The organism is Alteromonas sp. ABH4_454, from assembly GCF_056311775.1.
In genome coordinates, this window is record NZ_CM149972.1 from 2,902,334 (window position 1) to 2,916,938 (window position 14,605).

General features: G+C 44.5%; 11 protein-coding genes. 8 read left to right on the forward strand and 3 right to left on the reverse strand.

From position 1 onward, the window contains the following. The first annotated feature begins 164 nt into the window (after positions 1-164). From ACYX4W_RS12735 to ACYX4W_RS12745, 3 genes are read left to right on the forward strand one after another with little or no spacing between them, the layout of a single operon-like run. The gene (locus tag ACYX4W_RS12735) at positions 165-857 is read left to right on the forward strand and encodes a TonB family protein (RefSeq protein ID WP_476073435.1); all 693 of its coding nucleotides are present in this window, start codon (positions 165-167) and stop codon (positions 855-857) included. Positions 858-866: 9 nt separating this feature from the next. Continuing rightward, complete coding sequence (locus tag ACYX4W_RS12740) at positions 867-1,469, forward strand: RNA polymerase sigma factor (protein WP_476073436.1); 603 nt, start codon at positions 867-869, stop codon at positions 1,467-1,469. Positions 1,470-1,471: 2 nt separating this feature from the next. Further along, entirely contained in the window at positions 1,472-2,140 is a 669-nt protein-coding gene (locus ACYX4W_RS12745; protein ID WP_476073437.1) for a hypothetical protein, read from the forward strand. Positions 2,141-2,238: 98 nt separating this feature from the next. On the opposite strand, the gene cdd is transcribed toward ACYX4W_RS12745, so the two are convergent. Then, a complete protein-coding gene (gene cdd, locus ACYX4W_RS12750; protein WP_338081706.1) occupies positions 2,239-2,646 on the reverse strand; it encodes a cytidine deaminase in 408 nt (135 codons plus the stop codon). Positions 2,647-2,782: 136 nt separating this feature from the next. Between cdd and nlpI the strand changes: the two genes are divergently transcribed. Both nlpI and ACYX4W_RS12760 read left to right on the forward strand, forming a co-directional pair. Further along, complete coding sequence (gene nlpI, locus ACYX4W_RS12755; protein ID WP_474856285.1) at positions 2,783-3,685, forward strand: lipoprotein NlpI; 903 nt, start codon at positions 2,783-2,785, stop codon at positions 3,683-3,685. A gap of 12 nt (positions 3,686-3,697) precedes the next feature. Beyond that, on the forward strand, positions 3,698-5,329 hold the full coding sequence (locus ACYX4W_RS12760; RefSeq protein WP_476073438.1) for an SEL1-like repeat protein: 1,632 nt from the start codon (positions 3,698-3,700) through the stop codon (positions 5,327-5,329). 81 nt (positions 5,330-5,410) lie between these two features. On the opposite strand, the gene cysZ is transcribed toward ACYX4W_RS12760, so the two are convergent. Further along, entirely contained in the window at positions 5,411-6,148 is a 738-nt protein-coding gene (gene cysZ / locus ACYX4W_RS12765; protein WP_334060514.1) for a sulfate transporter CysZ, read from the reverse strand. A gap of 266 nt (positions 6,149-6,414) precedes the next feature. Between cysZ and smc the strand changes: the two genes are divergently transcribed. The 3 genes from smc (at position 6,415) to ligA (ending at position 13,843) form a co-directional block, all read left to right on the forward strand. Continuing rightward, complete coding sequence (gene smc, locus ACYX4W_RS12770) at positions 6,415-9,936, forward strand: chromosome segregation protein SMC (protein WP_476073439.1); 3,522 nt, start codon at positions 6,415-6,417, stop codon at positions 9,934-9,936. Positions 9,937-9,956: 20 nt separating this feature from the next. Next, positions 9,957-11,561 carry a cell division protein ZipA gene (zipA, locus tag ACYX4W_RS12775; RefSeq protein WP_476073440.1) on the forward strand — a complete coding sequence of 535 codons (1,605 nt, stop codon included), beginning with the start codon at positions 9,957-9,959 and terminating at the stop codon, positions 11,559-11,561. Between the two features lie 248 nt (positions 11,562-11,809). Further along, the gene (gene ligA / locus ACYX4W_RS12780; RefSeq protein WP_476073441.1) at positions 11,810-13,843 is read left to right on the forward strand and encodes an NAD-dependent DNA ligase LigA; all 2,034 of its coding nucleotides are present in this window, start codon (positions 11,810-11,812) and stop codon (positions 13,841-13,843) included. Positions 13,844-14,077: 234 nt separating this feature from the next. Here the strand turns inward: ligA and ACYX4W_RS12785 are convergent, their stop codons facing one another. Further along, on the reverse strand, positions 14,078-14,605 hold the full coding sequence (locus ACYX4W_RS12785; RefSeq protein ID WP_179983377.1) for a DUF2062 domain-containing protein: 528 nt from the start codon (positions 14,603-14,605) through the stop codon (positions 14,078-14,080).

Consider the following 14,605-nt stretch of genomic DNA (forward strand, 5'->3'; position numbering starts at 1 on the left):
TTGGCTTTATGGCAGCAGCGAAACTAAATAAGCGCCAAAATGAAAATAATGATTAGAGGACTGCCAAGCTTGCTGTAGAAACTGCAATGGCAATTGTAGAAAAACAATAAATATTTCACCCCTTTTATTCAGTTCCTCCGTTTAGTGAAAAAAGGGGGAACAACATGCAAACAACAATTCTACCAAGCGCTAATTCGCAAGTTCTGGTACAACACAGTGTATTGTCTTTTGCAAAAGCGCCTTTCCACAAACGGGCTATAAATGTTGCCACTATTTCTCTTGCCGGTGGAGTAGTAACAGCTGGGCTTTTCGTCTTAATGGCAGAGCTTATTAAGCAAGATAAGGTGAATATCAGCGAAGCGCCGCCTGTGCTTTTTGAACCCGTCATTTATCAGCCTGAAGACGAACGGATTATGACAAAAAAGCCCATTGCGCCAATTGAGCAAGTCATAAAAACGCCGCCGCAAAGAGTAGTCGAGATTGACCCCGAGCCAAATGATGACCCGGGTAATTTCGAAATAAACACTCAGGTTCCTAATACAGCATTGAATTTATCGATAAATTTAAATAGTGCTCAAGGTGATATGCAGGCTACGCCTCAATTTAGGGTCGATCCTACTTATCCGCCAGAAGCGAGTCGTGACGGTATTGAAGGTTGGGTAAAGCTCGGGTTTACGGTAAGTGCTAGCGGCGCTGTATCCGATATAAAGGTATTAGATTCTGAGCCCAAGCGTGTGTTTGATAGAGCAGCACGCCGCGCTCTTAAAAAGTGGAAGTACAAACCAAAGCTGGACGGCGGTAAACCTGTTAGTCAACCAGGTATGGTTGTAGTATTAGATTTCAAACTAGAACAATAAGGACAGCCTATGAGTATAGGCGCAAGCTTGCAAAGCCTGTTTCAAGGCAAGCGCGAAACAGCGCTGGGAGTGAGTGAAAGGCTAATGCTGCAATACACCGCAAAAGGTGATGAGGCATCGTTAGCCGCACTTTTTGATTTACACAGCACTAAGCTATTTTATTTTCTTAAGGTATTAAGCGATAGCACCATAGCGGAAGATATAAGCCAGCGTACATGGATTAAAGTTATTGAGCACCGCCATTTATTTAAAAGTGGCGACAATTTCCAAGCTTGGCTGTTCACCATTGGTAGGCGAGCACTTATTGATGAGTTTCGTAAAAACGCCAAGCTTGAATATAGTAACGAGGCTGTAGAGGAATTTAGTGTTTCTGAGTTTGTTAAGCACGCGCACCCTTCTGTAGAAAATGATGTGGCTAAAGGATTAGAAAAAGACGTGTTCAAAGCTTGTTTAGCGCAATTGCCATACAAACAGAAAGAGGCGCTCTCACTGCAGTTTGAGGGTTTTAGTTTATCGCAAATAGCTGATATGTGCGGCGCTGAAAAAGAAACGGTGAAAACACGAATTCGATATGCAAAAGACAGTCTAAAAATTATGCTGGAGAAATTGTAATCATGTCTATCTCAGATAAAGAGCTACAAGAAGCCTTCAGACGCAGTCAGCTAGTCCAAAAGCAAAATGATTCAACAACTCAAAAAGCAAACGCCCGGGTACGCGCCAACGTGCTTGCGCACAACAAGGCTAAAGCAAACGGCAGTGACACAGAGCGTATGTTTGCTGTGGTGGCTTCGCACCTTCGCGCCTATTTCGCGTCATCAACCCTTCGATTTGCCGCTGTGGCTTTTGCTATTGTTGCCATGCTAGGGGTGTACAACATTGGAACATTCCAAAGCCGCCACTCGTCAGGTATGCAAACTGCTGCACACAGTGTAGATATTGTTCATTACCACGGTTTTGCAGGTGAAGATAAAATGCTGGCTAATAATCTCAATAATAACTATCAAGCCCGTTTCAATGCCTATACTCGCCAATATATCGAGAGTAGTTTAGTTGCTAAAGCGGTAACCCAGCAGCCAGCTACATTGCAATCACAAGATGGGTATTGGCTATTAGTAAATTGTGAAAATCAGCAAGTTGTCGTTTCTGAAAGTCTAATTGCATCGTTAGATATTAATGGCCGTATAGAAGGGGATATCAACGTAGGTACTCAAGTTGCGCTATCATTCGATGGTCAGGGAAGAATATTGTCTATTAAACAGTCTACTAAGCCGATGATGTGCTGATATATAAATGCGTGCTATTTATTTTTAGAAACGCAAAAACGAGGCTGGTAGATGTGGAACCTTCCAGAGCCTCGTTATTGCAAGGTATCGTGATAAACCTATTTGTCTAGATCGTGCGCCCTAAAGGCATTGGGAAGTAATTCACCAATTGTGGTTTCAAACTTTTCACCACTTTGACTAATCATGGTCACGGGCGTTTCATCTGGCGCGAACTCGGCGATTTTTTGTCTGCACCCGCCGCATGGAAAGCAAAACTCATCGTTTGGACTTGCAATAACAATATGTGAGATACGCTTTTGACCTTGTGTAACCATATTGCCAATAGCGGTGGCTTCGGCACATTGCCCTAGTGGGAAAGCAGCACTTTCTACGTTACAACCAGAGAAGGTTTCGCCACTAGGCGTAAGTACCGCAGCACCAACTTTAAAGTTGGAATAGGGGGAGTGAGAGTTTTTCTGTGCGTCAAAAGCAAGTTGTGATAGTTGTTCTAAATTATTTTTCTTCATAGCTACCTGTGTTAACCACCCAATACGCTTTACTTTTATCATCAAATGCGAGAAGGTTGGCGGCATTAGCGCCGCGGACAAGCGTATATTAAATGCTCAGGCGGTTTTTTCTTTTTTTATAGAATGCTTTTTTACCATGTGCAGAAACGTTAGTCTCATCTTTTTTTCTCTATTCGCTGCTATTTTAACCGGTTGTGCGCAAACACCCCCTGTTTCAGAAAGACCACAAATGGGGAATTTGCTTCTAGCCGAGCCTGCACCTATTAATCCTCGTTCAGAGATGGCGATTGCGCGTTATAATCAAGTGCTAACTAGCCCGGCGCTTTCGGATGAAGATAAAGCTGAACTTCATTTTCAACGTGGCATGCTTTACGACAGCGTAGGTCTTGCAGGTTTAGCGCAGTTCGATTACACCCAGGCCATTAATTTAAAGCCTGATTTAGCAGAAGCCTATAATTCTATGGGTATTCATTATATCCAGCAGAGTGACTTCATTCAGGCTTACGACGCTTTTGACTCTACAATTGAAATTAACCCAGAGTACGATTTCGCGTTCTTAAACCGTGGCATCGCGCTTTACTATGGCGGTCGCGCAGAACTTGCGACTGACGATCTTAATCGCTTTTTTGAAAAAGATAACAGCGATCCGTTTCGTGCGCTGTGGGCTTACTTCGCGCATTACGATGTATCAGAACTGGAAGGGCAAACTTACTTAGCGTCTATTCGTCCTACGCTAGACAATGAGCATTGGGCAACTTCGCTGGTGGATCTATTCTTAGGTACTGTAGATGAAAACGATGTACTTAACTCATTGCTAGACGGTGTTAAAAGCCAAAAAGCGCTAACCGACCGACTATGCGAAGCATATTTTTATTTAGGTAAATTTCATTCCCTACGCGGAAATAGCGGCATTGCATCTAATTACTTCAAGCTTGCGCTAAGTACAAACGTGTTCGACTACGTAGAACATCGTTACGCAAGAATGGAGCTTAATCGTTTGCGTAATCAAGCTAGCAACGATGTAGTTAGCGAAGAGTAAGCGCAAAGCATTATGCGGGGCTTATTTTTAGCAGTCTTTGCACTGCTTATTGTTGCGGGCGATAGCGGGCGTTATGCCCCTCAACTTATCTCTAACGCAATTAGCGTGCTATTACCATCACATAAAAATGAAGATGGTGTCTTACTAGAAGGCGAGGAAACTGGCACGTTTGACAGCGTTCAGTCTAATGCTTTTGCCCAAGATAGCGCTAATACTACCCTTAAAAACAATAATCCACGAGATAACGCGCTAGCGCTGCTTTGGTTGGCTTCAAAGCAGGGAAGTGACACTGCCCAAGCCTATATGCTTGAGATATTTGAGAGCGCATATAACAACGGCTTTACCTCTGCTGCTATTACTGACGAAGATACGGCGACCTATTTTCTGGAGAAGCTTGTTAGTCTAGAAAATGCCGACGCTGCGTGGCTGTTGTACCAAATTTTAGGCGAAGAGGGTGCTTCAGAGCGTTTTATGCGCTTAGCAGCGCTTGGCGATGTAGTTGAAGCACAACTGGCCTTCGCGATGTCTACCGATTCGCCAAAAAAGCGAGAAAAGTGGCTGATACGCGCAGCGTCACAAGAATATTTGCCTGCACAGGCAGCACTGGCCGATTGGTACTTACTTCACGGTCAACAGCAGTTAGCTAAGCCTCTGCTGGCAGCTACAGCAACCTTAGACATGCAAAGTGCGTTTAAGTACGCAAGGCTTTTGTGGGACGAGGGCGAATTCTCAGAAGCTAAATCGCATTTTAAATTTGCAGCGCAAAAAGGCCATCAACAAGCGGAAAAAGCACTAGAAGCCATCAAACTTTATTCACCCTATTCAGTAACGCAAGCAATAAAGCAATCTGGCGCTTTTGATTGGGAGAGTCAAACAAATTGCCTGCAGCGTGTTCAACCTTTCGCTACAAGTTTGGCGACCATCATGCGAGCGCACGAACTTTATCAGTCATATAACGACGATTCGCGCCTTGAAAACCTTTCTATTTGTTTAGCCCCGCCTATTTGGCTTCAATCCGATGTGCTGGAATGTAACGCTAACTATAAAAGGGCGGGTATCTTGGGGTGCAATATTACTCCGTTAGCCAATATCGCCAAAAAGCGTAAATTTAGCCATGCAGTTGTGGTGGCGGAGCAGGGTAAAGCGAACGTTCAAAATGGTGTAATGTATTTGGATATTAGTGACGCTTATTCAGTATTCGTGCACGAACTAGCGCATTTTGCTGGCTTTGCTGACGAATATCCTATTGGCAAGGGTATGGCAAACAAGCTGTGCGATGAAGATGGGATTGAAGGCTTCCTACCTCCCAACGTTGTGGTAGATACTGAGTATTGGTATGCACCGCATGAAACGGTAGAGAATTGGCTGTCGATAGACCCCGCAACGATTATTGCTCGCGCTAAAACCTGTTCAGTGTTGGGGCTTAATAGCTACAAACCTAGCCGAAGAATTACCTTTATGGAGCACCACGATAGCGGTGTGATCCCGCCTTTATATCTGGTCCTTTGGCAGCAACAGCTTGAAAAGCAAAATGCGCAGCGGCCCATCTCAATGAATTTCTTCCAAGCTTTTCACAATAGCGGTAATCAAAAAGAGGCGGCCCACTGGCTAGCTGAGTACGAAGCATTTACCGGCACCAAATAAGCAGCCGCACACTCTTTTTTGATAACGCCATAGTTCTATTCAACAACCACCTTCACAGGTACTGCAACGGGTTATTTCTCGCTACCCACGAAGCGTAGGCTTCAGCTCTCTTACCCACATAGATGTGGCACCACAAATTGCTACCGGCATAACAATGAAGTTCACCACGGGAATGAGCGAGAACACGTTTACCATCATGCCAAAGGTCATTGCTTTTCCTTTGTGTTCGCCAAGGTGCAAGCGCATTCGAGTGAAATCTACCTTGTGGTTATCATAAGGATAGTCGCAATACTGTATCGCCATCATCCAGGCGTTAAATAAGAACCAAAGCACTTGCCCGATAATAGGTAGAAAAAAGAACAGCAATAAAAATCCGATGGCGCGAGGTAAATACCAAATGAGCTTAGTCAGTTCGCGACCTACAGTGCGCGGAATGTCTTTTACCAACGACATAACGCCTTCATCACCCAGGTCTTGACCCGTTAAATGACGCTCAACCTTTTCTGATAACACGCCGTTGAAAGGCGCGGCAATCCAGTTGGCCAGGGTGCCAAAAATAAGTGCGAAAATGAGTAATACGCTTATAACTGCTAAAGGCCATAAGAAGAAACTGATAGCCGTTTTTATCCAGCCTAACCATTCTGGTACAAGGTCGATAACATAGGCTATGCCCATTTCTATTTGGCCGAATAAGAAATAAAAAGCAACGGAAAACAGAACAAGGTTAATAGTGAGGGGCACAAACACGAAACGCTTTAGCCCTTTTGTCTTTATAAGCGAAAAGCCTTCAAAGAAATAATGTACACCACCTGAACTCATTCATACTCCTTCGCGTTATTTTAAACGCTTTGTTTATTAACTATTTACTCTATCATACGCCCTTGGCGCGTTCTGTGCCTAACTCGCTGAAATGGTAATTGTTACAAGCTGTTAGTTTTGGTAGAGTCGAAACATAATAACAAAAGAACCTTCTGTGTGATTACATCATTTCCATATCATCTGCTAATTCAGCATCCCGCCATGGGGTATTGGGCTGAAGCTATGACGATTTTGTCCGGCAACTCTGTATACCAGAGGGATGATGCGTGAGACTTAAGAAGATAAAGCTTGCCGGCTTCAAGTCCTTTGTTGAGCCTACTACTATTCCGTTTCCCGGGGAAATGACTGCCATTGTTGGCCCGAACGGCTGTGGTAAATCCAATGTTATTGATGCTGTTCGCTGGGTATTAGGTGAAAGCTCAGCGAAGAACCTACGCGGCGATGCAATGACAGACGTGATCTTCAACGGTTCATCTTCACGAAAACCCGTGGGGCAGTGTAGCGTCGAACTTGTTTTCGATAACAGTGCAGGGCGGATCGCGGGCGAATTTGCTAACTATAACGAGCTGTCTGTTAAACGATTAGTGACCCGAGATGCCACGTCTACTTACTTCCTCAACGGTACCAAATGTCGCAGGCGAGACGTTACCGATCTGTTTTTAGGAACGGGGTTAGGCCCACGTTCTTACGCCATTATCGAGCAAGGTATGATCTCACGGCTTATCGAATCTAAGCCACAAGAACTACGCGTGTTTATTGAAGAAGCTGCGGGTATTTCAAAGTACAAAGAGCGTCGCAGAGAAACAGAAAATCGAATAAGGCACACGCAAGACAACCTTGAACGCTTAAACGATGTGCGCGATGAACTTGGCAAGCAGTTAGAAAAATTACAGCGACAAGCTGCCGCAGCAACCCGCTATAAAACGTTGCGCGCACAGGCTCGTGAGTTAAAAGGCCAGCTTGCGGCGATTAGATTTCTTAAAAATAGCGAGCATATTGAAGTGCTGCAAAAACAGCAGCAAACACTGCAACTAGAAGTTGATGATTTAAATGCCAGGCTACAAGGTGATGAAGCCGGACTTGAATCGTATAAAACTAAACAAGTTGAGACCAAGCAAGTCATCGATGATCTGCAGCAGCAGTTATTCACCACAAGCAATGCAATAACGCGATTAGAGCAAAATGCCCTGCATGCTAAACAGCGACAAGGGCAAATAGAGCAAGAATTAACGCGAATCAACGAACAGCATGAATTGCTAAACCACTCTATTGATGAGGCACAGGAAGCACTTGCCGTATCAAACGAGGCGCTTGAAAACATTGAACCAGAGCTTGTACTGAAAGAAGCCGAGTTGGAACACGCAAAAGCGCGTTTTGAAGAAGTTGAGCAGGCGCTTAGAGAGTTTAACGTAAAAGCACGTGAACAAGAGCAAACGTACAACCAGCTTCGACAAGACGTGCAACAGTGTCATAGCCAAATTCAGTCCACAATGAGTATGCAGCTTCGTACATCTCAGCGTATTAGCGAACTGCAAGACGAGCTAAAACAACTCGATGACGAAGATTACTCAGATCAAATTGCATTACTAGATGAGCAAGCAAACGTGCTAGATTTTGATATTGATGAAGGTAAACAGGCGGTTCAAGCAGCTAGCGAGAAAGTGCAAAAACAACATGCTGAAGTGCAAACCATTGAAGCAAAACGACGGGATGCGCTGGGTCAGTTGCAAACCGCCCAGTCAACCAAATCTGCATTAGAAGCGCTTCAGCAAGACGCCTCTAGCTTCGAAGATATGCTATTAGAAGGAATAGAAAAGCTTTGGCAACAATTTAGCTCAAGCCAAAAGCTTGCACCCTGTATAGAGGCTATATTACAGCACGCAAAAGATCCTGTTGTCGCAAAAAGCTACCCGGTACAAGAACTTCTTAAAAACAAAGAGCGTCTGCCCACCGGCATAAAGGTATACACCGAAAGCGTGTTTGTAACTTCGGCAAAAGCTGGATCTTTAGCTAATGCTTTATTAAGTGACCTTAGCGGTAGCCACACTTCACCGGCACGGGTTCCCGCATTTTTTGATGATATCTACCTGTGTGAAGACGATAAAGACCTGACAAGTAAGGTGGAACACTTAGCTGATGACGAGATGAAAAGCGATGGTAATGGCTTTTCTAGCGCAATTTCACCTACAGGCCTGTGGGCAAGCCGCAATTGGGTTGTTAAACCAGGTGAGGTGAATGACGGTGCTTTGCAGCGTGCTAACAAGATTAAAGCACTTACAGATGATATTGAAGGCACTGAAAATCTCATTGAAGAAGTTGAGCATTCCATTGAGGAAGCGAAGCAGGGTCTTGAAACAAGCGAAGCTCAAAAGCATACGGCTCAACACGCCTTAGCTGAAAAAGAAAATCAACGGGCTCAGATTAAAAACAAGCTATCTTTACTTGAAATGCAACAAGAGCAGCAGTCTACTCGGAGCGCTAAACTCAATGATGAATTGGCAAAACAAGAGTTAATGCTTGCTAAAGAAGAAGAGCAGTTAGCGCAACTTTCGGAAAAATTAGAACTTCAAGAAGCGCAAATCCTTGAATATGAAGTGCACATTGATGAAGTTAACACTAAACGTGAAGAAAATGAGCGAACTACGTCAGAATTGCGCGCCTCAGTCGATTCATTAACGTTGCAAAATCATGAGCTTGCGTTAAAAAAGCAGCAGTTTGAAAATCATCAAAACTTATATAGTCAGCAGGTTACACGTAACCTTGAACAGCGTGAAGAATACATAAAGAACAAAGAAAGATTGCAAAAAGAACTAGCGCATCTTACGTCTCCTGAAGAAATTCAGGAAGCAGAACTTCAGTCTCTGTTAGAAAATAAAGCGGAATTAGAACAGCTGAAAAGCGCTAAGCAGCGCAGCCTTGAAGATATTGAACAGTGGTTGCGAGAAGCTGAAAAAGGGCATCAGGCTCTAGGTAAAGACATTCAAACCCGACAGACAAACATCGATAAACTTAACATCGATATTGAAGGGTATCGTGTACGCGCAAACACTGTCTTAGAGCAGCTTGATGAAACACAGCAGTCACTGAAAAACATTCTAGAAACCTTACCCGAAGACGCCGAAGAGAAACGCTGGCAAGATGACCTTGAAAAAACGCAGGCTAATTTGCAGCGTTTAGGGGCAGTGAACTTAGCTGCGGTTGAAGAATTTGAAACCCAGTCAGAAAGAAAATCTCATTTAGATACACAGCACAACGACCTTACTGAAGCCCTAGAAACGCTACAATCGGCCATTCGAAAAATTGATAAAGAGACACGCACGCGCTTTTCAAACACTTTTGAGCAGGTTAACGAAGACCTTAAAATGTTATTTCCTAAAGTCTTCGGCGGTGGGTCAGCATACCTTGCACTTACCGATGATGACTTATTGGAGACCGGGGTGACGATAATGGCTCGCCCCCCTGGTAAGAAAAATAGTACGATTCACCTCTTAAGCGGTGGAGAAAAAGCATTAACCGCTTTATCATTGGTGTTTGCTATTTTTAGATTAAATCCAGCACCATTTTGCTTGCTGGATGAAGTAGATGCACCATTGGATGATGCAAATGTAGGGCGCTTTTGTAACTTAGTGTCAGAAATGTCACAAACAGTGCAGTTTATTTATATCACCCACAATAAAATAGCGATGGAAATGGCTAGTCACCTAACCGGTGTTACTATGGCGGAACCTGGCGTTTCACGTATGGTAGCGGTAGACGTTGACGAAGCTGTAGCCTTCGCAGAAGCATAACAAAGGGCGAAAGAAATTAAATGGAAGATCAATTACGTCTATTTTTACTCCTTGGAGGCACGGTTTTTATCATTGCTGTGCTTGCCCACGGTATTTGGAAAATTCGTAAAAACGGAAAGCCTTCGGAAAAAGAGCGCTTAGAGCCCCGACAGTGGCAAGACGACGATAGCGAAATAGAAGCCGAAGCTCAGGAAGGCTTTGATGAGCTTGGTATTGGTGCGGTTCGAGTGGTTAGCAATTCGCAAAGCTCGCATAATAGAGCAGATGAGAACAGCGCAGCTTCGAGCCCATCGTTTGATGACACTTTGAATAATCCAGATAACGGCAGCGAACGTAAAAAATTCGGCAACGATGAGAGCAATCACTCTTCTCAATATGCTTCTTCGAGTGACATCCATAGCCATGAAGACGACGCTGGCGAAGAGCACGCTAATGCCAGCAGCAATGATAATTCGTCGATATCGCCAGCCGTAAAAGTGGGTGGAACAGAAGACGAAAAAAGGAGCGAAAAAGAAGACGCTCAAGAAGCGCCCAAACTGTATGGTTCAGTGGTAACGAACCCCAAGCCACACATGAAAGGGCAGGCTCGCTCGATTGATACCGCGTCAAATAAAAGCGATGACAACGTTGCTGCTTTCCCAGAACCTCCAGGTTTTCTGCTTCGAGAAGGCGACGATGAAGCTCAGTCAGAGTCACAAGCACAGCGCGAAGAAAGTACGCAAGACGCGTCTTATACAGCGTCATCAAACGCAAATAACGCGAATAGCACAAATAACGGGTACTCTGATAATCAAACAACGGCACATCCCGAACAGACTCATTCAGCACCAGTTCGTCCTGCGCAAAAGTTTTATGTGGACCCTACGCTTGAAGAAGAACCAGCAACAGTTCAAGCGCCAACTAAAAACGAGCAAGAAGTCGCTGACTTTAGTTTAGACGCTCAAGACGATGCATCTTCATTACGGGGTAGCCAGGAAGAAAATGAACAGCCGCGGCGTTTTGCACGTAGTAAGCGCAGTAAAACACCGATTAAGAAGCGGGAAGAGCCTAATTTTGGTGATGACCAAATGCGCATTGACTTCGACACCAGTGAGCAAGGTAACACTGATTTTGGTGAAGAGAGCTTTAGTGCAAATGATACACACAGCGACGCTGCGAGCAGCACTTCTGAGCCGGTGAAATCATCTAATGTTGAACCTGAAGTATTGGTGTTGAACGTAAGAACGCCAGAAGGTGAGCCAATTTCTGGTGCTGCGCTTTTACCTATGCTGCTTACACTAGGGTTTAAGTTTGGCGACCAGGATATCTTCCATCGTCACGTAAACTCCAATGGCAAAGGTCCAGTATTATTTAGTCTAGCCAATATGTTTAAACCTGGTGTTTTTGATATTGATAACCTAGAAAATTTTGAGACCCAAGGTGTATCTTTGTTTATGATATTGCCCATTGAAGGCGACCCTCATCAAGTATTCAATATGATGCACAACGCGGCTCGTAAGTTGGCAGACGAGTTTGGTGCTCAGGTACTAGACGGGCGTCGAAGCGTGTTAACTAAACAAGGCTTACAGCAATACGTTGAAAAAATTCGTGAATTTGAACGCAAGCGTATGATTGCTCGCGGCTAACGTAAGCTATTCAACTGTCTATATCGCACGCTTCGTACGTGCTTGCGTGTTAGCGTAATAAAAAGGACTTGGCTCATACCCAGGTCCTTTTCTATTAAATAGCGCTACAGCGAGGCTACAAATTATACTAGCCGACTAAAAAGACGGCGGTTTAATGCCTCACTTGAAACAAAAGGTCGTTTAGGTTAAGTCACCTAAGCTACAAAATGTAAAACTTTTAATTATTTATACGGCGTGAAAACAACTCCATGTCAGACTCTTTAGAACAAGCAAAGCAACAAGTTGCTCAACTTCGCAACACGTTAAATGAATACAATTACCAGTACTATGTACTAGACGATCCTTCGGTTCCCGATGCGGTTTATGATAGAGATATGCAGGCGCTAATAGCGCTTGAAAAACAATATCCTGAGTTACATAGCCCAAATTCTCCAAGCCAAAAGGTGGGAGGCGCTGCGCTGTCTGCATTTGAGCAAGTGACTCACGATGTGCCTATGCTGTCGCTAGATAACGCCTTTGATGAAGAGTCTCTATTGGCATTTGAGAAGCGCTTAAAAGACAGGCTTAAAGATACTGCTACTTTGGATTTTAGCTGTGAGCCTAAATTAGATGGCTTAGCCGTGAGTATTTTGTACGAAAACGGTGAATTAGTTCGCGCTGCAACGCGGGGCGATGGACAGGTAGGTGAAAACATCACTGCTAACGTGCGTACTATTTCAAATGTACCTTTAACCCTTCGTGGCGACCACTATCCAGATCGCGTCGAGGTGCGTGGTGAAGTGTTTATGCCGCGAGATGGCTTTGCAAAATTAAACGAACATCAAAAAGAAACGGGCGGTAAGGTCTTTGCCAATCCGCGCAATGCCGCAGCCGGAAGTTTACGTCAGTTAGACTCGAAAATCACCGCTAAACGCCCGCTGATGTTTTATGCGTACTCACTAGGCGTAGTACAACCAGAAAGCTTTGAACTACCTAAAACCCACAGCGCGCGCCTTGCACAATTAGGTAAATGGGGCCTGCCCCTGTGCCCAGACATTGACACCGCTGAAGGCGGTAAGGGCTGTTTAAATTACTACAACCATATTCTGGAAAAGCGCGATAATTTGCCTTATGACATTGATGGCGTCGTGTTTAAGGTAGACCGTATTGATTTGCAAAACACCCTAGGTTTTGTAGCCCGCGCGCCACGCTGGGCGATTGCGCAGAAATTTCCTGCGCAAGAGGAAGTAACTAAACTGGTGGACGTTGAGTTTCAAGTGGGCAGGACTGGGGCAATCACACCGGTAGCGCGCTTAGAGCCTGTTTTTGTAGGTGGCGTTACCGTGTCTAATGCCACACTTCATAATCAAGATGAAATTTCCAGATTGGGCGTTAAAGTTGGCGACACTGTTGTTATTCGTCGCGCTGGTGATGTTATTCCTCAGGTAGTTTCTGTGGTTGAAGCAAATCGCACGGGTAGTGAAACTGACATTAGTTTCCCAAGTCAGTGCCCAGTGTGTGACTCGCAGGTTGAAAAGCTTGAAGATGAAGCAGTCGCTCGCTGTACCGGAGGGTTAATCTGTGCAGCGCAACGCAAACAGGCGCTCAAACATTTTGCATCGCGTAAAGCGTTTGATATCGATGGTTTGGGCGATAAGCTTGTTGACCAATTAGTAGATGCTGATCTCGTACACAGCCCGGCAGACTTCTTTACCCTGTCTTTAGGAGACGTGGTGGGTTTAGAGCGTATGGCTGAGAAGTCTGCAAGCAAGCTTTTGGGATCCCTTGAAGCATCAAAGAAAACTACCTTAGCCAAATTCCTATACGCATTGGGGATCCGTGAAGTAGGTGAGGCGACAGCGGCAAACTTAGCTGCGCATTTTGAAACCTTGGAAGCCATTCGTGAAGCTTCATTAGAAGCGTTAGTAGAAGTGCAGGATGTGGGCGAGGTGGTAGCTACTCATATATTCAACTTCTTTAACGAGTCGCATAATACCGATGTGATTGACGCACTTCTAAATGAAGGTATCAATTGGCCCGCTATCGAAAAGCCCGATTTAGATAATTTGCCACTTGAAGGCAAAACCTGTGTTATTACCGGCACGCTAAGTGAAATGGGCCGTTCTGATGCAAAAGCTCGTCTTCAACTACTGGGTGCAAAAGTGGCAGGCTCAGTAAGTAAGAATACTGACTTCTTAGTGGCGGGTGAAAAAGCGGGTTCTAAACTAACCAAAGCGCAAGAGCTTGATGTCGAAGTGTGGGATGAAGCCGCGTTAGTCGCCTTCCTTGCTGAGCATGAATAATAGATCTGTGAACTAAACGCTAAGAATGCTTTCAGGCCGAAGCCTCTTCGATAGTGCTTTTCGTCAGAATTCTTCGGCCTAACGCAGTTTAGTTGCAAAACGCAGGTATTCTCTAGTCTCACTTCCGATAAGAACCAAAAAAAACGCCACATTTCAATGTGGCGTTTTTTTTAAATCTTATCGAAAGCAAATGCTGCTATTTAATATTGCTGCTATTTGCTCTACGAGACTTCGTTATTGAGCCGTCTGATTACGCATTTGCCTGCGTCTTTCCCACGCTTTTTTCACTTGAAAGCGCCATACCCAGTTTAAGGAAAAGTAACCTGCCAATCCGAAAACCACAGAGCAAATACCACAACCAACCAAAAAGGCGGGACCTATGGTGTTAATGCTTTCTACCACCCACTGCCAGCTAAACTGGAATTCAAAATGTTCAGGTTTGGTCCCAAGTACAGTAGTACCCACTTTATAAGCCCCATAAAATATGGGCGGAATGGTAAACGGATTAGTTACCCAGACTGTTGCAACAGACAAGGGAAGGTTTGCGCGAAAAGGGATAGCTAAACCTGCAGAAAGCCACATTTGAAACGGCACAGGCCAAAACGCAAAAAATAAGCCTATGCCAAACGCGCCAGATGCAGAGCGACGGTTCAGGTGCCATAAATTAGGTTCGTGCAATACGCTACCAAATATTTTTAACGCTTTGTTTTGCTTAATGCTTTGGTGATCTGGCAAAAAACGTCGAATAAATTTCTTAGGCAT